Genomic DNA, 22,991 nt, shown 5'->3' with positions numbered 1-22,991 from the left:
CATTATTGAAATGCTGGCGCAAGATTTGCGCGGGGCAACACAATACGATTCCGACAGAACCTGCCCGGCCTGACAGCCCAAGGTACCGGGTTTGCTCACAAAATAGCTTGGTACGTGGCCGCTGAGCTGGGTTCTTCCGCCCACGGGTGGCGGCGCTCATTCAGCCATCCGCTTGCTCCGGTGCGCGTTACGGCATCGCGTCGGGCTTGTTACCTCAACCAGGCTAAGATGGTGTTATCGAACTAACGTCATGGCGTGCCAGGCCTCATCGCGGTTCTTTGGGACATTGGCGACGACGTGCCTCGTTGTTCAGCGTTAGCATCTTTGTGGAATTGAGAAGTCGTTGTGCGCGTCATTGGAACGGACCTTGGCGCCACGCAGCTGTATTCGTCCACAACTCCGGTGCCCGCCTAGCGATTATCGGCAGCGAAGGAAACGGACATCTCCGGCCCGGTTGTACGCGGGTCAGCGCGCCACATTGCAAGGTTTAGAACAAATATACCTACGTTTGTAATGCGCCTTTCTTTGGTACGTGCTGAGTTCAGCTGGAAGCAATCAATTGACCCGGAATATGGCGAGCCTCGCCTGGGCCGAAAGATTTGCCCCATTTTTGCCTAAAATGTTATAACTCTCCCGCTGGAGAAAGGCCAGACGGCCAAAGAATGTATAACCAAGTCAATAACTTCAAGCGATCAGCCACGCAGTTCACATTCGGCAGCATAACGCTGGCGGTGGTGACGTTGGCCTCCTTGTACCTTCAAACACATTTCGCTGCGACGGCGTTCGGCTATCTGCTGGTAATATTGCTGTTTTCGTTGATCGGCAGCTTTATTGCGTCGTCTGCCCTTTCCATCTTGGCTATCGCTGCTTTGGCGTACTACTTCGCGCCGCCAGCATTCAGTCTTGGGATCGAGGACCCCCAAGTTCTTCTGGTGGTTGTCGCCTTCTTTACTGTCTCGATTGTCGGAACGCACCTAATTGGAAAGGTCCGCCAGGACAGGGAGGCCGCGCGAGAGGCTGCGGCCGAGCTCCGGCGCAGCACCGCCGATTTGAAAGATCGTGAAAGGCTGTGGCGCGCAATCTTTGAGCACAATCCGTCCATGTACGTCATGGTCGACGAAGCCGGTACCGTCCTCAACGTCAATACGCTCGGCGCGACACAGCTGGGCTATGCAGGCTCCGAACTGATCGGTCAATCCATCCTGGGAGTCTTTCTGGACGAGGATCGCGCGTTCGCCCGCAAATGCATTCGGACCTGCCTTGAAGATATCGGTCGATCGCAAACTTGGGAGGCCCAGAAAGTTCGGAAAGACGGCTCGGTGTTGTGGGTACGCGAAAATGCCAAAGCAATGCTCTGGGCCGATGACCGACCCGTTGTCCTCATAGCCTGTGAAGATATCACGGAGCGAAAGCGGACCGAGCTTGTCCTACAGCGAAGCGAAGCACATTTGGCCCAGGCGCAGGAGTTGAGCAATACAGGCAGCTTCGGCTGGAACGTCGCCACCGGCGAAGTCTTTTGGTCAAAGGAGATGTTTCGAATTCTCCAGTTGGACCCGCAGACGGTTCCGGCGCCGGAACTGGTCGTCGCGCGCACGCATCCGGACGATAGAGCGTCGGTCCAGGAGACCATCGATCAAGCGATGCGAGATGCAGAAAGCTTCGAGCATGAATACCGGTTACTGCTGCCGGATGGATCGGTGAAGCACATCCACGCGCGGGCACGCGCCACAAGAACCGCGACTGGTGACGTCGAGTTCGTCGGGGCAGCGACTGATATCACGGCTGCAAGGCAAGCAGAGCAACAATTACGCCGTAGCGAGGCTTATCTTGCGGAAGCCCAACGTCTCAGTCACACGGGCAGTTGGTCATGGGACGTCTACGCTCTCGATTTTATCTATCGGTCCGCTGAAGTGGATCGTCTATTCGGCTTCGAGCCGCAAGAGGCTGTATCGATAGAGACCATTCGGTCGCGTATTCATCCAGACGACCTCCCGCGACTTCAGGAAGTGCAGCGTCTGGCCAGAGAAGACAAGGACGGGCACTTCGAGTACGATTTTCGAGTTCTCATGCCAGATGGCTCGATGAGGCACATACATTCCGTTGCCCATGTCGTGGTTGGCAGCGACGGCAATGTCAGCGAACTCATCGGAACACATATGGATGTCACTGAACAATACGCGGCCAGGGAACGTCTGGAAAGCACACTTGCCGCGCTTCGCGAAAGCGAGCAGCGCTTTCGCGACTATGCCGAAACAGCTTCCGACTGGCTGTGGGAGACCGGGCCAGATCATCAGGTGACCCGCTTGTCAGAGCACACCAGCGCTGCGGGAATCCTGGCGACAGGATTGATGGGTCTGCTCCGTTGGGACATCGCGTGCGACGTCGAAGAAGAACCTGAGAAGTGGCGGGAGCACCGGGCGACGCTGGAGGCGCATCTGCCGTTTCGGGATCTGGTCTATCGCACCGTCAATCGGATGGGATCTCCGATCTACGTCCGAACGAGTGGCAAGCCTTTCTTTGACCTCGACGGCAATTTTTTGGGCTACCGCGGCGTAAGCACTGACATGACGGCTATCATTCGTGCAGATCAAGCCGAACAGGAATTACGAAAGGCACAGGCAGAGCTGGCGCATGTGACGCGTGTGACGACATTAGGAGAGCTGACAACGACCATCGCCCACGAGATCAACCAGCCACTCGCCGCTATTATCAGCAACGCCGACGCGTGCCTCGGTTGGATGAACCGCGCCCCCCCAGATCTTTCCGCCGCGCGCTCATCGGTCGAGTGGATAATCGAAGACGCAATCCGAGCAAGCGAGGTAATCCGTCGCGTTCGCGCACTTGCGAAGAAAGGCGAGATCGAGATGCTGCCGCTCGACATCAATGACGTCGTCAAGGACGTCATTGCGCTTGTGACACGTGAGCTGATCAGCCATCAGGTGACGTTAAGAACCGATTTTACGGCGGGGTTACCCGCAGTCCTCGGTGACCGGATTCAACTGCAACAGGTGATCATCAATCTGGTGATGAACGGGATCGAAGCTATGGACGCAGTTACGGAGCGGCCGCGCGAACTAGTGATCCGGTCGTCTAGCGACGATATGGGGCACGTGCGGGTCGCCGTGACTGACAGCGGCATCGGCATCGCCGAGAATGACGTCGACCGAGTGTTAGACCCATTTTTCACGACAAAACCGAGCGGCCTTGGAATGGGGCTTTCGATCTGCCGCTCGATCGTGGAAGCTCACGGAGGGCGTCTTTCGGTCGTCTGCAAGCAGGGGCCGGGGGCCACCTTTCGGTTTGACCTGCCGCTGCACAAGGAGATCGTGTCATGAGTGAACGCTCCAACTCCCAGCGCGAAGGCAATAAGGCGGAGGCGTCGGCGCATGCGATCGTCTTCGTTGTTGAAGATGACGTCTCGATGCGTCGATCGCTTACGAACCTTTTTCAATCCGTGGGCCTGGACGTCGTTGCATTCGGATCGGCCCGCGAAATGCTGCAGAGCAAGCTTCCCGATGTTGTTAGCTGCCTGGTTCTTGATGTCCGGCTGCCAGGCCTGAGCGGCCTTGAGTTTCAGACTGAGCTAGCCAAGGCGAACGTTCATATTCCCATCATCTTCATTACCGGCCATGGCGACATTCCCATGAGCGTCAGGGCTATGAAGGGCGGAGCGGTCGATTTTCTCACCAAACCGTTTCGCGATCAGGAACTGCTCGACGCCGTAGTCGCAGCGACCGAACGCGATCGCAAAAGGCGCGAGGACGAGCAGACCGTCGCGAAGCTGAAGACCCTATTTGAGACCTTGAGCCCGCGGGAGCAGGCGGTGATGAAACTGGTCGCTACCGGATTAATGAACAAGCAGATAGCTGCCGAGCTGGGGCTCGCCGAGATTACGGTCAAGATCTACCGTGGACACGTGATGAAAAAGATGCGCGCCCGGTCGCTGGCGGATTTGATCAGAATGGCTGAGACGCTGGGAATCCGCGGTAACCGTCCTGAACAAACCTAAGTATGATTTTACAATTTAGCCACTTGAGCCCACTTTTCGCTCAACGGTGGCTAGTGCCTCGGCAGCCGTTAGTCCCGCGCCAGGAGAGCCTGTCTTGTCCACGCCTTTGATTTCTGTCGTTGATGACGACTCATCGGTCCGTGCGGCGACAGAGAATCTTCTGAAATCGCGTGGCTACGTCGTTCAAACGTTTGCGTCGGCCGAGGAGTTCTTGAGGTCGCCGCGGCTGAACGAGACCTCCTGTGTAATTACCGACGTTCAGATGCCGGTTATGAATGGCTTGGACCTGCTGGCGGAAATGCGGACCCGTGGCTATGGCGTGCCATTCATTTTTATTACTGCCTTCCCCAATGACCGCGTGCGCGCCTCAGCTCTGAGCGCGGGAGCGACTGGTTTCTTAGCCAAGCCCTTCGCCGGCCATACGCTGATCGAGTACCTCGATGCCGCACTGGGTGAGAATGGCGACGGCGCAGACGCTTGAAACGATCAGCCGGCCGCCGACTTAATGTCCGGCTTGGCCGCCTCGCACGAGAGCCGATCTTTAGCCCTGCCCCCTGTCGTTAGGTTCCCATTGGCCCGGACTGGGCTCTTATTGGGTTTCGACCCGTCCTGTCGGCTTGCCACTCCCGAGCTCGCCTGAGTCAATTTCAAACCCACTGTGGTGAGATTGTGTCGCGAACTCGGGCGAACTCTCCAAGGTCAGGCGAAGCCACTGTGCGCGGCCACGGTAAAGAGATCCGATCACGTAGGCATACGGTACAGCTGATCGGCAAGATAGTCGAAAAATCGCAGTCAGCTTCTCGTCAGACAGTCTGACTATCACGTCCCGTCGGCCTAAGTGGCCCTGACACTCAAGACGACTTTCTCGGATGGGAGCGCGAACGTCCATGTACAATCGACTAGATGGCTCACCCAGCTCTCCATGGATGGGTAGTTACGACTTTGATGGAATGACACAAACTGAAACTGGCGGTACGCGGACAGATCAAGATCGAAGCTTCGAGGACGTCTTTTCTGGTATGCAGATAGCGCCACAAAGAGCTTATGCCGGTTCATCTTCGGCCGCAGCGCGGCCGTACTCACTAGCTGCCAAACCACCCATCGTGGAAATCCCAAGCACCTCATTTCAGGAACTGTTGAAAGATTTCTATGGGGATGAAGTCCAGCATATCGCGGCCAATCCCCAGCAATACTCGCGGTCGGTGGCATTGAAAGCCGAGCGCGCTGTGGACGTCGCCTATAATCATGGCAGGAAGGTCGGTTCGGACGACGCACGACATTTCAGCTATCAATTAGGAAACAAAAGCGTCGGACTTCTCCGAACGGAAGGAGGGGCTACCGTTGATGATGTCTTCAAGGAGGAAACCGCACGCGCCCGCTGGCAGCAACAGTTTCCCGGACGATCGAATATCACATCGACGATAGACTTTCGGGTTACGCATCCCCTGGTCGACAATGCAGGCGATATCTTGCTGGAGTACCAACTTCGGCTTGATGGCGATGAGCCCTTGGTCCTTTCTCATCCTGTGAATCCGGAAGCGAAAGCCCGTGCGGCAGCGTTGGGTTTTGTTGAGATAGGTCACTCGCTGATGGTCCTCGATCCTACCCAGCATCCCGAGAAGTGGGGTAAGAACAGCCAAGGAGAATGGCAGCGAGAGAACAAACCTCGATTTTACCTTTCCAAAGCGGCGGAGAGTGAAGGCAGAGGCACGGAACGCTCCGAGCGTGCAGGAAATACCTCACCGGATTGGGAGGATGATGACTTTATGTAGGGGGATGTTTTGGCGCTTCGCGAGGGCGCGATACGCCCCCGCGAAGCTATCTGCATTCTGCATCCCCTTAGTTCGTCAGTTCGGCAAGCGCGCGAGGATTGGAGGCAGGACTAGGCTATTGGTGCTCCATCAGGCATATCGATATTTCGTTCGGACCGGGTAGGGCCTGTGGAACTGATAGGTGCCCAGCTACAGCGCGAGCTGAGCCCGTAACCGGGCGCCCCTGCCCGAACGTAACGCACGCGGCATTGACGTTTCGAGAAGCTACGAGTGCGGCCATGCGTCAATCAGGAATGGGATCAGTCTATAGCTCGCCTAGTGAAGCGATCCGATCGCCTCCCTCCGATAGCGGTTAGGGTCAAGCCGGACTCGCTTCCAGATCGCAGTCTCGATAATTTCGGCGGGCGCGGCGAGTACCAAGCAGTCGTCAATAGGAGTCACGACGACATGTTCTTGCATCCGCGGAACTGGCGCGGGAAAGCATATCGACGCTGCCGCGGCCATCTATTCAACAGTGACGGATTTGGCAAGATTGCGCGGCTGATCCACGTCCGTTCCCATAACGACGGCGGTATGATAGGCTAACAATTGCACCGCGATGGCATAAACCATGGGCGTAAAACTTGCAGCCATATCTGGTAGCACAATCGTCATGAGCGTATCCACCGTCGCTTCCGAGGCACCCCTTGCATCGGTGATCAAGATGATGTTGCCCCCTCGAGCGGCGACTTCTTGCATGTTCGAGACGGTTTTCTCGAAGACCCGGTCGTAGGGCGCGATCACCACCACGGGCACGGTCTCATCGATCAATGCAATCGGTCCATGCTTGAGTTCGCCGGCGGGGTAGCCTTCTGAGTGGATATAGGAGATTTCTTTCAGCTTGAGCGCGCCCTCCAAGGCCAGGGGCGCCGATGTGCCTCGGCCGAGATAGAGCACGTCGCTCGATTTGGCGATATCACGCGCCAGTTTCTCGATCTGCGGCTCGACCAACAGCGCTGCAGCAATCAGCCGCGGCACTTCGATGAGCTCGCGCACAAGCTTCGATTCATCGATCTCGGATAGCTTACCGCCCGCTTTGGCTGCTGCCACGGCAAGGACCGCCATCACCGCCAGCTGGCAGACGAATGCCTTGGTGGAGGCCACGCCGATTTCTGGACCCGCCAGCGTCGGTAGCACGGATTCACTCTCGCGCGCGATGGTCGACGTCGGGACATTGACCACGGACACCGTGTGTAGACCCTGGCTCTTGGCATAGCGCAACGCGGCCAGGGTGTCGGCGGTTTCCCCGGACTGCGAGATGACGATCGCGAGATCGCCCCGGCGCAAAGGCGCCTCCCTGTAGCGAAACTCGGACGCCACGTCGACTTCGACAGGCAGGCGGGCCAGCTGTTCAAACCAATATTTGGCGATGTAACCAGCATAGCTCGCCGTGCCACAGGCTGTAATTGAAATGCGCTGAATAGAATTGAAATCGAACGGCAGTGTAAGCGGCAGGACGACGCGCTCGGCTGCCATATCGAGATAATGCGCCAACGTCTGTCCGACCACAGTCGGCTGCTCGTGGATTTCCTTTGCCATGAAATGACGATAGTTCGCCTTGTCCACCAGGAGTGACGACGCGCCCGACTTGGATGTTTCCCGATGGACGACAGTCCCGTCTGCGCCATAGATCAAGCAGACCGCGCGGGTAAGCACGGCCAAGTCGCCGTCTTCAAGATAAGTAACGGCATCGGTCAAGGGCGCCAGTGCGATCGCGTCCGATCCTAAATAAACTTCGCCGGGACCATGCCCGATCGCAAGGGGCGACCCCTTGCGCGCGCCGATCAAAAGATCCTCATGGCCTTTGAACAGAAATGCCAGAGCGAAAGCTCCGTGCAGCCGAGGCAGCGAGGCCTGCACCGCATCCTGCGGCGAGTAGCCATTCTTGAGGTAGGATTCGACGAGATGCGCCACCACCTCGGTATCCGTCTCTGAACTGAAATGAGCTCCATTCCGCTCCAGTTCGGCTCGCAGCTCGCGGAAATTTTCAATGATCCCGTTGTGAACGACCGCGACATTCTCTGTCGCGTGCGGATGAGCATTGCTCTCGGTCGGTTTTCCATGAGTCGCCCAGCGGGTGTGACCAATGCCAATATGACCCGACGGCGGACAATGCCGTAGCCGTTCCTCAAGATTGCTCAACTTACCTTTAGCGCGCCGGCGCTCGATACGAAGACCGTCGAGCGTCGCTACGCCAGCAGAGTCATAGCCACGATATTCCAATCGCTTCAGCGAGGCGACCAGTTGCGCGGCGACAGGACCACGCGCCAAGATGCCGACTATTCCACACATGTTGATCGATGCAGCCCAGGTTCAAAGAGTCAGCCGTTCCCACGGAGAGAATCCATGGAATTTTCCGACCCGACGGTCATAGGTTATCAAGTTATCGATTTACTGCGACTTCATGTATCGCCGCGTTCGCAAGTATGGTTCTCAGTCTATTTCAACCATCATCGCTCTCCGGCTACGCTGCACTTTTGGTTGCCTCATCGAATACAAAACAGTGGTGACCACGAAAGGCATGCCCCCTTCGAGGTGAGCCCGATATGCGGGCATGCTTGCGTGGTTGAGTGCGGCATCCAATCCCGACACAAACACACACCTCGCTCGATGGCGCGGCAATTGTGACCATCTCGTGGTAAGCCCGCCGCGAGGATAGATCGTGCGAGCTACTCGGCTTCATGGATTGAGGAGCTTTGGACCAGATCGTCCGACTACTCATTCCAGGCTGAAGCGTCATGTCCTATTTGGCTCATCATCTCTGATGAGCCATTCACGACTCTTCAGCTCAAAATCCCGAAACAGCGAGCGGCGACGCGACCGGTCCGGTCAGCAACTGACGCGAGCGTAACGGTCCCGACGCCCAACTGAGGATCTCCTCGAGAGCCTTGCAAAGGCGGCACTCCCTTCAGCTAGAAGGATGCGGCCTCACCGCGCTTTCCACATGTCTGCTATCCGCATATTATGCAGCCGCTCTCGTATGGATCGTCTTTGTCGTTACTCGTCGAGATACGAGACTAAACGATTGCATCGAACTCTCTATTGTACGAACGTAAGCTTTCGATATCGAAACGTTCGAAGAACTATACCAACGTTTGCCATTCTTTCTCATTCCTCTTGCGTCGGCTTACACTTAGAGGAAGAAGCGCTGGGGTCGACGAGGTGTGGGAGCTTTGTGGAATGCGATATCGAGGCACAAGCTTCATTGTGTCCTTGCATGGCGCGTCATTCCGACAGGTGCGTCGGCAACTGGACCTCGGCAAACCACGCCGACGGCCATGGCGAGACTGCGCGACGTGCGCGAGGATGGACAAGGAACGTGGAGCATCGGCATCCATCTCGTTGGAAACATCGCCCGAGCAGCGTGCGGCTGCGCGTGACGATGCTTGTCCTCCGGCTTGTTCGCTTAGGATCATCGGGATGTAAGCAGGTCGCGCGTGTGTGTTAGTCGAAATCAACTCGATGGCACCCGCTCTCCAGGCGAGTAAATCAACGTATATAGTGCGCATTTCCACATGATGTGTATGACTCGATCTGACGATCGTTCTCCACCAATTGCGGGTGGTGCGCGGATCTAGATACCGCGAGAAAGCGCTCGCAAAGCGCGCTTCAGGGGGCGCTTTTCTTTCCAGCGCAACTGAGAGAGACCATGGCGGCTCAGGACTCAAAACGGCGCGTTGCGCTGATCACCGGCGTGACCGGGCAGGACGGCGCGTATCTCGCCGAATATCTGCTCGGGCTCGGCTATACCGTGCACGGGATCAAGCGCCGGTCGTCCTCGTTCAACACCGCGCGTGTCGACCATCTCTACCAGGACCCGCATGCCGGCAACGTGCCGTTCCTGATGCACTACGGCGACATGACCGATTCGACCAATCTGATCCGGCTGGTGCAGCAGATCCGGCCGACCGAGATCTACAATCTGGCGGCCCAGAGCCACGTCCAGGTCAGCTTCGAGAGCCCGGAATACACCGCCAATGCCGATGCGATCGGCGTGCTGCGCCTGCTGGAGGCGATCCGCATCCTCGGCATGGAAAAGGAGACCCGGTTCTATCAGGCCTCGACCTCGGAGCTTTACGGGCTCGTGCAGGAGGTCCCGCAGAAGGAGACCACGCCGTTCTATCCGCGCTCGCCCTATGGCGTCGCCAAGCTCTACGGCTACTGGATCACGGTGAACTACCGTGAGGCCTATGGCATGCTCGCCAGCAACGGCATCCTGTTCAACCATGAGAGCCCGATCCGCGGCGAGACGTTTGTGACGCGCAAGATCACGCGCGCGGTCGCCCGCATCGAGGCCGGCCTGGAGGGCAAGCTCTATCTCGGCAATCTCGATGCCAAGCGCGACTGGGGCCATGCCCGCGACTATGTCGAGGGCATGTACAAGATCCTGCAGGCGGACGAGCCCGGCGACTTCGTGCTGGCGACCGGCGAGACGCGTTCGGTCCGCGAATTCGTCGAGCTGGCATTCGCCGAGGTCGGCCGCAGCATCGAATGGCGCGGCAAGGGCGTCGAGGAGATCGGTGTCGACAAGGCCACCGGCAACACCCTGGTGCAGATCGATCCGAGCTATTTCCGTCCGACCGAGGTCGATCTTCTGATCGGCGACGCCAGCAAGGCGCGCGCCAAGCTCGGCTGGGCGCCCAAGACGCCGTTCGCGCAACTGGTGAAGGAAATGGTCGCAAGCGATCTCGTCGAGGCCAGGCAGGATGCGGCCAATGGCAAGCACGGCGTTTGAGCTGAAGGGCAAGACGGTTTTCGTCGCCGGCCATCGCGGCATGGTCGGCTCGGCGCTGCTGCGCCGGCTGGCGCGCGAACAGGCTGATCTCTTGACGGTGTCGCGCAGCGAGGTCGATCTGCGCGACCAGGCCGCGGTCAATGGCTGGTTTGCCGCGAAGCGGCCGCAGGCCGTGTTCCTCGCCGCCGCCAAGGTCGGCGGCATCGTCGCCAACAACACGCTGCGGGCCGAATTCCTCTACGACAATCTGGCGATCGCAACCAATGTGATCCAGGCGGCGCATGCCAATGGCTGCGAGAAGCTGATGTTCTTCGGCTCGTCCTGCATCTATCCGCGCCTCGCGCCGCAGCCGCTGCGCGAGGACTCGATGCTGACCGGCCTGCTGGAGTCGACCAACGAGCCCTATGCGATCGCCAAGATCGCCGGCATCAAGATGGCCGAGGCCTATCGCAGCCAGTATGGTTCGGACTTCATCAGCGTGATGCCGACCAATCTTTACGGTCCCGGCGACAATTATCACCCCGAATACAGCCACGTTGTCGCCGCGCTGATCCGCCGCTTTCACGAGGCCAAGGTCTCGGGGGCAGGCAACGTGGTGGTGTGGGGCACCGGCACGCCACGCCGTGAATTCCTCTATGTCGACGATCTCGCCGACGCCTGCATTCATCTGATGAAGACCTATTCCTCACCGGAGCTGGTCAACATCGGCACCGGCGAGGACATCACCATCGCCGAATTCGCACTCATGGTCGCGGCTGCCGTCGGTTTTCGTGGTGAGATCAGCTTCGATACCTCGCGCCCGGACGGCACGCCGCGCAAGCTGCTCGACATCAAGCGTCTGGCCATGCTCGGCTGGCGTGCTCAGACCTCGCTGGAGGACGGCATTCGGCTAGCGTACCAGGCGTATCTCGCCAACAGAAAATGTACGGCACCTGAGTGAACTGGCTGTCCCGACAGCGGGTACAAGCAAATCTATCCGAGCATCAGCGGACATTGGATATTCCAGCCTGGCTGACCCCGGCCACCCTGGAAACTTGCCGCGCGTTGCGCAACGGTCTTCATCAACAACGGCACTCAGTTGGAATGTCCGATCACCCGAGTGACTCGCATATCCTAGTTACGACTCAGCCAGCCAACTTACAGAAAAAGAAGAATGGCCGTGACCGAGGCGTACCGTTCTACTGCTAACGTTGCGACCTGATCGACTTTCATCCTCGAACGCCGCCCCCGCGAACGATCATGCCAAATCCCTTTCTCTGCACTAACGGCCTTAACGACCGTCTGCCATCACCATCCGTGCCGATAGCGTGACGATGCACATGAGCGTACCCAACATCGCGAACGCCAAAGGCAAGCCAGTCAGGTGTGCGACGAGCCCGATGCCGGCGGGCCCCACCAGTATACCCGCGTAGCCAGCTGTTGTGATGACCGCGATTGCAATGCCTACCGGCATCACCTTCTGTTTGCCAGCGCGTCGACACAGTACGGGTACAACATTTGAAATACCCAATCCAATAAGCAGGAACCCTGCCATCGCAATCAACGCAACCGGTGCGATCACCACAGCCAAGAAGCCTATCATGATCGGCAGTGTTCCGAGCATCAATGTGGCACGATCACCGATTCGCTCCACAACGGCATCTCCGCCGAGACGCCCTGCGGTCATCGCGATGGCGAACAGCATACATCCGAGACCTCCGTGCGCCTCCGTGAGAAGACCTTCCCCAACGAGAAGTAAAGCGCTCCAATCAAGCATCGCACCTTCGACAAGAAAGGTGATAGCCGCGAGCGCAGCTATTAGCAGAACACTGCGATTGGGCAAGACAAACAATGGCCCCTGCTGTCTCAAGCTCGTCGCAGTCAACCGCGGCCACGCCGACATTATCGCGATCATCATAAACGTCGAACAGACCAACGTCGAAAAAAGCGAATCAAGCTGAAGCGACAGAAGCAAGGTCACGGCAGCAGAGCCCGTAAATTCTCCAATGCTGTAATGGGCATGGAAGCCGGACATCAACGGACGGCCGGTGGTGCGCTCCAATTCGATCGCATAAATGTTCATGGCTACATCGATCGCACCGAGTGAAAAGCCGAAAGCAAACAGCGTAGTAGCCAGACAAAGAGGTGTTCCGGCGATAGCTAGCCACGGCAGGATAAGCGCGACGCCGAGTCCGCCCACGAGGATAATGGGCTTGCTGCCGTACCGCGCGTTCGACACGCTGGTCAGAAGCATAGCGACAACGGATCCTGTTCCGAGACAGAGCAGCAGAAGACCAAGCATGCGGTCGTCTACCGCGAGCCGCTCCTTGGCAAGCGGCACCAAAGGCGCCCACGCCGCGAGGCCAAATCCGGCGACAAAAAACGCAAGCCGCGTCCCAAGCAGGCTGGCAGCCCAATTGGCAGATGATATCACTGGCACTCCTGAGAGAACGGCTCGTAAGCGCGTTGTCCCCTCATCCTGTGTGCGTCGCCTGCAAGCGGCCGCAGCTCGACGAGGATGACATCGTGTTGATATTTTTATCTCTGCAAATGCGATGCCATCGCAAAAGCTCGGGCCACCTCAGATGCGAGTCTTAGTGATCGTCAAGCAACCCGGATGCGTGTTCCGGCCTGTCTTTCCCGGATGAGCGCCCCCTACGAGCACGCAGCCTTTGCGTTTCTCCGCCAGTCAGAGGCGCAACAACTTGATATCCATTGTCACAAAGCCTACAAAAATCGTCGGGACGTCCTTGTCTATATTTCGAGGAGAAAGCTACGGCTGGCGAACACGGCCGCAAGTTCCGCGGTTGCACTTGCCCACTCCACCGAGCATTACCGCTGACGCTAGCGTCTTTAAGAACGCTTGAGGATCACAAGGCTGGTGTTCGGATCGTCGGCTAGCAGGCTAATACCGATTTTGCATCGCTCCTTGTAAACGCAGACCGTAATCCAGATCGGCAGAATGGTAGCGTTTCACGTACCTGCCCGAAGCTGCCGGGCAACCTGTGTAAGGTAGTGGGAATGCGCCCGGCTGCTCTTTGGCAGCAGATTCGATGATCGCCGCACAATGAGCGGTGTTGCTACCGATGACCGACGAGACGGCGACTCGAGTGCTTGTGTCTCGAGTGATCCTTTTCCTCGATCAGCGCCCGCGAGCAACGATCACAAGCACTTCGAATGACAAGTCGCCAACATCTGCCTCCGACGGTTCAGAACCGAGATTCCAAATTCCCCGCCTCGGAACACCGGATAGTCGTGGAGCAATCAGCCAGTTGTCATGCCCTTATCGTTGGCGCCGACAGAGCCACATCGGCGTCTCGCGCAGTCATCGATTCTGCTTTCGGGCTGGTAGGTTCAGGGCGCGCGTGCGTTCGATACTGGGGGCCCGCCGATATCGTTCAATCGCCGAGACCGTCGCTCTGACCAGGTCGGACCGTGCGTGGTAAAGAAAGAGTATAGCAAGCAAAGATCGATCAGTATCGTCGCCGACATCACGCCATAAGCCCAGAAGCTCCGCACTAGGTCGAGCTCGATCAGCACCCGCGCCAGACCGAATCCGACGATCCAGGCATCAAAGCTCATGCAGATGCGTCGGAATATCTCAGGATCAAGCCGGCGGATGGCGTAGGATCCCAGCGGGATGCCGAGCATAACACTGGGTATAAAGGCATAGAGCAGGCTGCCGCTTTCGGAGATGAACAGGCCCAGCTTGTAATAGACGAAGGCGGTCACGCTCGATTCAACCACGCGAACCACGGCTAGACCGGCGCGAAATTCGCTTCTGACCAGGCCTTGGTTGTTAAACAACATCGCCAAAGGCGGACCGGAGATGGTCGTAACCGAATAGAGGATGCCCAGCATCGAACCGAATGGCAGACCGATCAGCCAGCTAGCTTCGATAGGGCGGCGCCAACCTGCGGCTTGTAGCAGGATCAGGGGTAGTATGATCGTGTAGGTGGCGAATTTGATCCAGCCCGGCTGCAGCGAGGCCAACGCATAACCTCCGAGCGCAATGCCCGGCAAGAGTCCAAGCAAGATGGGAAACACTCGTCTCCAAACCGCCGGCACGCCCTTCAGATTGATGAGGAGGACGTAGACGTTGACGAAGACCTCGATGATAACAATGGCGGGGTTGAGAATGCGATTGGTGTAGAAAAGTAGCGCAAGAGGTACAGTGAGCGACGAAAACCCGTAGCCGATGGCTCCATTTACAAAAGCCGCAAAGCACGTCGTTGCGGCTAGAAAAAACATAGCTGCATCAAACTCAGGCATTAGATAACTTTCGCACTTCGGAGGGCGTCGGACCATGTGTCAGGGAATCAGACCTGAACATTGGTGCCATCAGGACTGAGGCAGATTCTGGCCACGCTCTTGGCAGCTCATGCCGCCTTCATTGTGGCAGTGAACGTGGTCATGTGCGTCGGTTCAACGTCTGCTCCTTTATCGGCTTCGGTTGAGAAGCCGTGCCGTACTTCCCGCTACCTGACTGATCACTCAGCCAATACGGCGGCGACGCGGGGTAGATAATTCTATTTCTAGCGGAATTTGGATAATGGTAACGCCGCCTTTTCACCAAGCGATGCATGAATTCTCTCCGCCGCCCCGTGGCGAGTACGGAATTGAACGTTCTGCGGCCGTGAACGTCCCAGCAATTTGGCGTAGCGGAGCAGCAACGGATCGTTGACGTGTTCTTTGCCGAGCATCTGATGCTCGCCAAGCTCGGCAGCACAGGTATGAAGATCTCGCGGTACTGGGGAGCATGAAACCGTCCCAGGCTCCTTCGCTCACCACACCTGCGTCATGAACGATCGTATTTCTTGACGGTTTAGTCCTACCGGCTGGCGAAAGATGGATCGATACGGGAGCAGCAACCAAGAATCATCATTCGGCCCCCTCACGAAATTCGGGCCCATCAAATCACCACGGCCAGCGGACAACGCGCCAATCCAGGCCAGCAATCTCGCCCACCCGGATTGGTTTTGGTATCATTGCTCGGCCAGCTGGGCATTAGCGGCTCCCGAGAGGCCGCCCTTCTCGTGGCCGCAACTCGCGTCGACACGGTGATCGGATGCGATCGCGACATAGACCGCCGGCAACACGAAGAGCGTGAACATTGTGCCGACAGACATCCCAGCGACGATCACGAGCCCGATCGAGAAGCGGCTCGCGGCTCCGGCTCCCGTTGCGGTCAACAAGGGTATCAGGCCCGTGACCATCGCCGCCGTCGTCATCAAGATTGGACGAAGTCGGACGCGCGCCGCCATCTCGATCGCCGAGCGACGGTCAAGTCTCTCCTTGAACTGCAGCTCATTTGCGAACTCAACCATCAGGATCCCGTGCTTGGAAATCAAACCGACAAGGGTCAGCAGTCCGACCTGAGTGTAGATGTTCATCGTCGCCCAGCCAAAGAATAGCGGTATCAAGGCGCCGACCATTGCCATCGGCACGCTGATCATAATGATGATGGGATCGCGCAGACTTTCGAACTGCGCCGCAAGCACCAAGAATATGACGATCAGTGCAAATGCGAACGTGATGGCCAGCTGGTTACCCTCGTGCACATATTGCCGGGCTTCCGCAAGGAAGTCGTGGCTGAAGCCTGCGGGGAGCTTCTTTGCCTCCGCCTCCAGGAAGTCCACGGCTTGACCGATCGTGACGCCAGGCATCGGCACGGCCTGAAAAGTCGCGCAGTTGAGCTGGTTGTAGTGGGTGAGCGCGTTCGGATCAGTCGCAGTCTCGACCGAGACGACGGTGGATAGCGGAAGCATCGAGCCCGTCGCAGTCTTCACATAATAGTTCCCGATCGCTTCCGGGGCCAGACGTTTCTCACGCGGCACCTGCGGGATCACCTGGTAGGAGCGCCCCTCCAGATTGAAGCGATTGATGTAGTTTCCACCAAGTAGGATGGCGAGCGCGTTACCGACATTCTGCATGGTGATGCCAAGATCGTTGGCCTTGGATCGATCGACCTTGATTCGCACCACCGGCTGATTGAACTCAAGATCAGAATCGCTGATCATGAATAGGCCGCTGTTGCGTGCGGCGTCCTTCAGTTTCGACATCTGCTCATAGACGGATTGGAAGCCGAGCGTCGAATTGATCACCATCTGCACTGGCAGGACCGTCCGATCCGCCCGGAAGCGCCGGCAAGCTAAAAGCAAATGCGCTAATGCCTTCGATCTTGGACAGTTCGGCTTGGAGCAGGGACTTAAGCACGATCGATGATCGCTTGCGCTCGTCCCACGGCTTGAGCAACATGCCGGCCATACCCGCTTGCGAACCGCCACTACCGTTGAGTACGAAGCTCAAATCGGTCTCGGAAAACTTCCGAAGCGCCTTTTCCAGCTTGGCGCCGTAATAGTCGAGATAGTCAATATTGGCGTATTTCGGCGCCTTGGTTAGTGCGAATACAATCCCTTGGTCCTCCTCCGGCGCGAGCTCCTTGGAAGTGTGCGCATAGAGAAAGCCGACGAGGCCCAGCATGGTCACGGCAAATAGCCCGGTAATTGGACGATAGTCGAGCGAGCGATCGAGCTTGCGGCCATACCAGCGTGTCATGGCACCGAACACGCGGTTCACAAATCTAGCAAACCGCCCCTCCTCAGTGTTCCTCAGGAAAGCCGAGCACATCATGGGAGACAGCGTCAAAGCGATCACGCCCGACACGATCACCGCCCCCGCCAGCGTGAACGCGAACTCGCGGAACAGCGCACCGGTGAGGCCACCGAGAAAGCCGATGGGGGCGTATACGGCGGCCAACGTAATCGTCATGGAGACAACGGGGCCGACGATCTCGCGCGCGCCTCTCGCAGCAGCCTGCCGGGGCGGCGCACCTTCTTCTAGATGGCGATGAATATTCTCTACCACGACGATCGCGTCGTCGACCACGAGACCAATCGCGAGCACCATCGCAAGGAGGGTAAGCAGATTGAATGAAAACCCCAGCGCCAGCATCATGCTGCAGACACCGACGAGCGACAACGGAATAGTGACGACAGGAATGATGACCGACCGCAGCGAGGCGAGAAACAGGAAGATCACCACCACCACTATCACGACCGCCTCAATGAGCGTCCTCTCCACTTCATCGATCGACGATTGAATGAATTTGGTGGAGTCGTAGGCCACTTTCATCTTCAGTGATGGCGGCAGGTTACGCTCCATTTCTGGAAACATCGCGCGAACGCCTCGCGCTATGTTTAGCGGATTGCCTTGCGGGCTCGCCCGCAAGCCGACGAAGACCGCGTGCTCGCCGTTCATGGAGACGCTGACGTCCGTGGTTTGCGCGGCAAGCTCAATTGTCGCAATATCCTCCATGCGCACGAAGCCGTGGTCATTGGCTTTGACAATCATACGCTTAAAGTCATCGACACTCCGCAGGTCGGTGTTTGTCGTGACATCGAAAATAGTAAAATAGCCCTTGGTCTGGCCGGCCGCGGTCTGGAAGTTGTTGGCAGCGATTGCAGCCGAAACATCATCAGGTGACACGCCGTGCCCCGCCATTTTCGCAGCATCGAGCCACAGCCGCATCGCAAAATTCTGGCCGCCCAGGATGTCTGCCGCCGCGACACCGTCTACCGTAGACATAACCGGTTGCACGACGCGCGAGAGATAATCGGAGATCGCGCTGGCCGTTAGTTCCTCGCTGGAGAAGGCGATGTACATGACAGCGGTGGCCTGAGCGGTTGACTTAGTGACAACCGGATCGTTTGATTCCTTCGGGATCAAATATTTGACTGAGTTGACCTTAGACAGAACCTCGGTGAGTGCCTCATTGGGGTCGAAATTGAGCTTGATGTAGACTTGGATCGTTGAAGTGCCGAGCACCGACGAGGAAGTGACATAGTCGACGCCCTCTGCCGAAGCGACTGCCTGCTCTAGTGGAGTGGTGATGAACCCCTGGATCATGTCGGCAGATGCGCCAGGATAGGATGTCGTGATATTGACGACCGTATTGGACAGCTTAGGATATTGCCGGATCGGTAGAACGGAAGCGGCGCGAAGGCCGATCAGCAGGATCAGGAGACTGACGACGATAGACAACACCGGACGTTTGATGAAAAGCTCGGTAAATGCCATCTCGACTCGCATACAAAGAGGGTGACGGAGATTCGCGGCTAGGTCGCCCTAGGCCATCGTCATCAAAGGTGACTGCGGCGAAGCCACTATTATGAGGGATGCGGAAGCGGCTACTCTAAAGACTCACGTGTTTCCCAAGCAGAGAGCTCAATTCTCCGCTTCTTGCATCCTGGTTGCTTGGATGAATGTCAGCCCCGCCCCCGGATCGCGATCTCGGACAAGAGAGCAGCTTCGCAAGATCAAGCCCATGTCTTTTTGCGCACAATCACCTGAGGTCCGCCTCAAGATATGGAGGAGAGCTCACGTGTTCCATTCACTCTCGTCCTTAGGTCAAATGGGACGCAACTACTTCCGGTAGCCACTCAGGTCAGCTTAAAGCTTCAACAGTTCAATCGAATGCCTAGCTTCGACATCGAAACTAGAAATAACCTGACGGATGCACAACTCTACAAAGGTAAACGAGCGATACCGGATGGGCTGCAAACCGTATACCAAGGTTTGTCAGAACGAACGCTGGTCTCCACCGCGTGAGACTTGTGACCTTGCCGAGCCGAAGTTCGCGGTCCGTTTTTGCCGACTGAAGTGAGACGGTGACTTTGCCGCAGGATAAGCAGCCCCGACTCTACGCACGTCGCGCGGTTACATGACGACGCATGATAACCGTGCCAAAAACAGGTTTGAAGGTCGCGTTCAAGCTCCGAACTGCAGAACCGAAGGCAACGCCCGCGAGAAGTCCGAAGCGCGCGGTAGCGCGGCCCAACCTTGCCGGAGCGCCAGACAAATTGTAAACGATACAGCATGCCACGCCGCCTCGGCAGCGGGGCCTGTAGCTCAATGGTTAGAGCCGGCCGCTCATAACGGTCTGGTTGCAGGTTCGAGTCCTGCCGGGCCCACCAATGGATTCAGTGGCTTGGCTGGCCTTTTCCCTTTTCGCCTTCGCATCAGCCAACGAAACAACCAACCCTACGTTCTTGTTCGGTGCGGGGTGCGTTCCGATGGCGTTCGCGGCGCCTCTCAGATGTTCGTGGTGATGGTGCCCATACGTCTCGCGCAGCGTCTTCTCGCTCATCCCTAGGAAGCCTGCGGCCTCCCACATCAGGGCCGCACGCTGCATTACCGAAACCGTCTCTCCTCGTCCGACTTCGTCCGAAGCGTACATAGCGTCGCGCAAGATGCGCGACCACAGACGCACGCAATGAAGGATCGCGGGTCCCACCTTAAAGACCGCGTCGGTAATTGACGCTAGCCACGCCCTCTCCATTCCTTACGCGTGAAATCGCCGACCGCCGCAGTAGGCCGCCTGCATAGCGACTTCTAGACGCCATAGCCGAGACGATCGCGCGAGACTTACCGGCCAGATGGCGGTACGAAACGGACAAGTAAAATTGGCCACGTGAGCACGCGAATGGTTTATTTCTATCCGTGGCCGCTATAGAGATTGCTGAAGTATTATAGACAATTTAACGTTTAGCCGTCGTGAATTTCCTCGTTGTTCCGCTGTTGTGCGCCGGCCTGCTCGGTCTTCGCATCCGCATTTCCTACGGTCTTGGCTTCGGAGCTGGCCGTGAGCGCGGGATGTCGGAGGCCCTTAGCCTGTACGTGGCGGCTGGCGTTGCCACCGCTCGACCGCCCGGAAACGAGGCAAACGCCAGCGCTCAGGTCGCGATCGGCTCAACGCTCCTCGCCATGGCGTCGAGCGCGTTTCTTTTCCTGTTGCCAGCTCAACCAGTCGACTACAGCCTGCACGGCGTATTTCGCCGTTGGCAGGGCGAGGCCTGGGTTATGGTTGTGAAGTATCCGATCCGGCAGCTGCGGGAGGCTAAACTCTACGAAGACGGCGTGCTGATCGGACCCGCCAACAGCGATCCGCAGGAGATCTCTGCGAAGGGCCGAGGGCTCTACCGACTCTACAAGGAGGCCGACGAGACCGCCCCGATCCTCATGTTCTCGACGAGTGATAATACTGATCCGAACACTAACGGCAGGAAGTACCGGCTCGAATGAGCGTTACGGGGGAAAATTTGGATAGTCTTAGAGCTCCGCCGCTCGCTTGACGGACTGCCTCCGTCGTGGTGGCGCAGCCGTTTAAAACCTTTCCCATAGCGCATCCTTCGAATCGTGCGACAAGAATGCGCCATCAAAGCTTGGGACTAAACACCTAGCCCTCCACCATCTCCCCTCCGCTCATAACGACCTAGCTGCAGGTTCGATTTAGGCTGAACTGGCAGCAAAATCGGCAGCTGGCCAGCGCGCTGTCGATGACGACATCGCAATTTTCGCTCTAGGTATCTACTAAGTTGCAAATACAGCCGGGTGTGCCGCTTCCCAGCAGCATCATTTTGGCTCGAAGCCGTTCCAGGTCCCTCTTTTTCTTCGCTGCAGCATCCGATTGCACGACCAACTCATAACGGTCGTTCCGCTTAGGCAGCGTCCGAGCATGATGCTCGATATGATCACTTCCCCCACATCTTGTGGATTCGCGCCAGCGCAGATGCGTGAGCCTCGTTGAGTTGCTCGATCATCAGAGGTTCGGCTGTGCGGGATGCGAATCGCAAATTGTCCTTGCAGACAAAACCAGATAGGGCGATCCTACAGCTCGCGCGCGCACTTGCTCGTCTGGCCGCAAGGGAAGATCATGAAAAGCACCTCGCCCATCGACGCGACAAGGAAGAGAGCGACGATCTATGCTCGATTCTCAACCGATCTTCAGAACGAACGTTCGATTGAGGATCAGCTTTCACTTTGTCAAAGCTATGCCGAGCGCGAAGGCTTAACTGTTATCAGCACCTATGAAGACCGGGCTCGTTCGGGCGGCTCAGTCATGGGGCGCGAAGGCCTTCTCCGAATGTTGGACCAAGCGCGGGAGAGATGCTTTGACGTATTGATCGTGGAAGCGCTCGATCGCCTCTCTCGCGACATGGAAGATCTTGCGGGGATTCACAAGCGGCTCTCTTTCCTCGGGATCGAGATCCGGGCGGTCCACGAAGGCGTTGTAAACACCGTGCTAGTCGGCCTTCGCGGCCTAGTAGGACAACTCTACCGTGAGGACAACGCACATAAAGTGCGTCGTGGCCAAGCGGGGCGGATCAAACAAGGTTTGGCTGGAGGCGGCCTGACATACGGATACGTCGCGGTCGCTGGAAGGAATGGCGAACGAGCCATCGTCGAGGACGAGGCACAAGTGATCCGGCGCATCTTTCAGGAGTACGTGAACGGTCGTACGCCTCGCGAAATCGCGCACGATCTCAACACGGATGGGATATCACCGCCGCGGGGGCGGGCATGGAATGCCTCAACAATTAATGGCAACCTTCAGAGAGGCGCCGGCATTCTACAAAACGAGCTTTATGTAGGGCGGCTCGTCTGGAACAAAGTCAGGATGGTGAAAGATCCCGACTCGGGAAAGCGCCTGTCACGACCAAATCCGAAGAATGACTGGCAGGTTGCCGAAGTGCCGCATCTTGCAATTATCAATACAGAACTATTCGCGGCTGCCCAGCATCGCAAAGAAGAGCGCAGTCACACGCATCCCAGCCATCAACGTCGGCCTCGTCGGATGCTATCCGGCCTGCTCCGTTGCGGCTCGTGCGGCTCGGGCATGGCAACCAACGGACGGGACAAATCAGGGCGCGTTCGTGTTCGCTGCTCCGCGGCGACCGAGAGCGGCACTTGTCCTGATGCCAAGACCTTCTACTTGGATACGGTCGAAAGTGCGGTCCTCAGCGGGCTAAGGGCCGAATTGCGCGCCCCAAAAGTTATTTCGGAGTACGTACGCACCTATCTGGAGGAGCGGAAGCGCCTCGCAGCGACATCACAGGCGAAGCGGCAGCGCCTGGAGCAGCAGCTTGGTCAACTTAATCGAGATATTGAACGACTGGTGGATGCAATAGCGAAAGGACACGGCGATCCGTCGGTCCTCGGACCGCGATCGACAGCGTTAGATGCCGAACGAAAGCGGATCTCTGCGGAGTTGCAGAGCGAACCACCTCCTCCAAATGAAATCGCGCTGCATCCCGCCATCTTGGAACGATACGAGCGGCAAATCGGTCGGCTTCAAGAAGCACTGGGAAAAAGCGTCACGGCTGGCGACGGAGAGGCCGCAGAAGCTATCAGGGACCTTGTGGATACGGTCACTGTGTTCCGGGATCCTGCCAGACTTGGCGGAGTAGCGATTGAGATAGCAGGTCGTTTGAATGCGCTGCTCGGCCCAGCTGCCTACCCCAACTCAGCTGCCTACCCCAACTTGGAGAGGGGAGTGTGGGGAAAGATGGTAGCGGGAGAGGGACTTGAACCCCCGACCCCAGGATTATGATTCCCGTGCTCTAACCAGCTGAGCTACCCCGCCACGGGCTCGCGATCGGCGGCGTCGAGCCGCACC

Annotated in this window: 12 protein-coding genes, 2 tRNA genes and 1 pseudogene; 9 read left to right on the top strand and 6 right to left on the bottom strand. The window is 57.7% G+C overall.

Features of this window, described 5'->3' with window-relative positions; all coding sequences use genetic code 11:
• Positions 1-662 precede the first annotated feature (662 nt).
• The 4 genes from ACVINW_RS17650 to ACVINW_RS17635 all read left to right on the top strand — a co-directional run bounded on the left by ACVINW_RS17650 (position 663) and on the right by ACVINW_RS17635 (position 5,781).
• A complete protein-coding gene (locus tag ACVINW_RS17650) occupies positions 663-3,335 on the top strand; it encodes a PAS domain S-box protein (RefSeq protein ID WP_456752480.1) in 2,673 nt (890 codons plus the stop codon).
• Positions 3,332-4,009 carry a response regulator transcription factor gene (locus tag ACVINW_RS17645; RefSeq protein WP_456752479.1) on the top strand — a complete coding sequence of 226 codons (678 nt, stop codon included), beginning with the start codon at positions 3,332-3,334 and terminating at the stop codon, positions 4,007-4,009. Before ACVINW_RS17650 ends, ACVINW_RS17645 begins: the two co-directional genes overlap by 4 nt.
• Before the next feature lie 94 nt (positions 4,010-4,103).
• A complete protein-coding gene (locus tag ACVINW_RS17640) occupies positions 4,104-4,490 on the top strand; it encodes a response regulator transcription factor (RefSeq protein ID WP_456752478.1) in 387 nt (128 codons plus the stop codon).
• Positions 4,491-4,896: 406 nt separating this feature from the next.
• Positions 4,897-5,781: an Effector protein NopP gene (locus ACVINW_RS17635; protein ID WP_456752477.1), complete on the top strand. Its 885-nt coding sequence runs from the start codon at positions 4,897-4,899 to the stop codon at positions 5,779-5,781.
• Between the two features lie 504 nt (positions 5,782-6,285).
• On the opposite strand, the gene glmS is transcribed toward ACVINW_RS17635, so the two are convergent.
• On the bottom strand, positions 6,286-8,112 hold the full coding sequence (gene glmS, locus ACVINW_RS17630) for a glutamine--fructose-6-phosphate transaminase (isomerizing) (protein ID WP_456752476.1): 1,827 nt from the start codon (positions 8,110-8,112) through the stop codon (positions 6,286-6,288).
• 1,357 nt (positions 8,113-9,469) lie between these two features.
• Here glmS and gmd point away from each other — a divergent pair.
• Both gmd and fcl read left to right on the top strand, forming a co-directional pair.
• Positions 9,470-10,555 carry a GDP-mannose 4,6-dehydratase gene (gene gmd, locus ACVINW_RS17625; RefSeq protein ID WP_456752475.1) on the top strand — a complete coding sequence of 362 codons (1,086 nt, stop codon included), beginning with the start codon at positions 9,470-9,472 and terminating at the stop codon, positions 10,553-10,555.
• Positions 10,536-11,495 (top strand): GDP-L-fucose synthase, encoded by a 960-nt coding sequence (fcl, locus tag ACVINW_RS17620; RefSeq protein WP_456752474.1) that lies wholly within the window; start codon positions 10,536-10,538, stop codon positions 11,493-11,495. Before gmd ends, fcl begins: the two co-directional genes overlap by 20 nt.
• 330 nt (positions 11,496-11,825) lie before the next feature.
• Here fcl and ACVINW_RS17615 read toward each other — a convergent pair whose 3' ends face one another.
• The 4 genes and pseudogenes from ACVINW_RS17615 to ACVINW_RS17600 all read right to left on the bottom strand — a co-directional run bounded on the left by ACVINW_RS17615 (position 11,826) and on the right by ACVINW_RS17600 (position 18,613).
• On the bottom strand, positions 11,826-12,965 hold the full coding sequence (locus ACVINW_RS17615) for an MFS transporter (protein WP_456756423.1): 1,140 nt from the start codon (positions 12,963-12,965) through the stop codon (positions 11,826-11,828).
• 923 nt (positions 12,966-13,888) lie between these two features.
• Positions 13,889-14,806 carry a sulfite exporter TauE/SafE family protein gene (locus ACVINW_RS17610; RefSeq protein WP_456752473.1) on the bottom strand — a complete coding sequence of 306 codons (918 nt, stop codon included), beginning with the start codon at positions 14,804-14,806 and terminating at the stop codon, positions 13,889-13,891.
• Positions 14,807-15,069: 263 nt separating this feature from the next.
• Positions 15,070-15,237 carry a hypothetical protein gene (locus ACVINW_RS17605; RefSeq protein WP_456752472.1) on the bottom strand — a complete coding sequence of 56 codons (168 nt, stop codon included), beginning with the start codon at positions 15,235-15,237 and terminating at the stop codon, positions 15,070-15,072.
• Between the two features lie 282 nt (positions 15,238-15,519).
• Positions 15,520-18,613: pseudogene (locus ACVINW_RS17600) on the bottom strand (efflux RND transporter permease subunit).
• Positions 18,614-19,433: 820 nt separating this feature from the next.
• Between ACVINW_RS17600 and ACVINW_RS17595 the strand changes: the two are divergent.
• The 3 genes from ACVINW_RS17595 to ACVINW_RS17585 all read left to right on the top strand — a co-directional run bounded on the left by ACVINW_RS17595 (position 19,434) and on the right by ACVINW_RS17585 (position 22,925).
• Positions 19,434-19,509: transfer RNA gene (locus tag ACVINW_RS17595), tRNA-Ile, on the top strand.
• Positions 19,510-20,089: 580 nt separating this feature from the next.
• Positions 20,090-20,617, top strand: a complete 528-nt coding sequence (locus ACVINW_RS17590; protein ID WP_456752471.1) for a hypothetical protein — start codon at positions 20,090-20,092, stop codon at positions 20,615-20,617.
• A gap of 538 nt (positions 20,618-21,155) precedes the next feature.
• On the top strand, positions 21,156-22,925 hold the full coding sequence (locus ACVINW_RS17585) for a recombinase family protein (RefSeq protein WP_456756422.1): 1,770 nt from the start codon (positions 21,156-21,158) through the stop codon (positions 22,923-22,925).
• Here the strand turns inward: ACVINW_RS17585 and ACVINW_RS17580 are convergent.
• Positions 22,882-22,958, bottom strand: a tRNA-Met gene (locus ACVINW_RS17580). The genes ACVINW_RS17585 and ACVINW_RS17580 overlap by 44 nt on opposite strands.
• Positions 22,959-22,991 lie beyond the last annotated feature (33 nt).

The sequence above is a fragment of the Bradyrhizobium sp. USDA 4461 genome (assembly GCF_054055655.1).
Note: the sequence above shows the minus strand (reverse complement) of the source record. Positions and strands in the feature narration are given on the sequence as shown.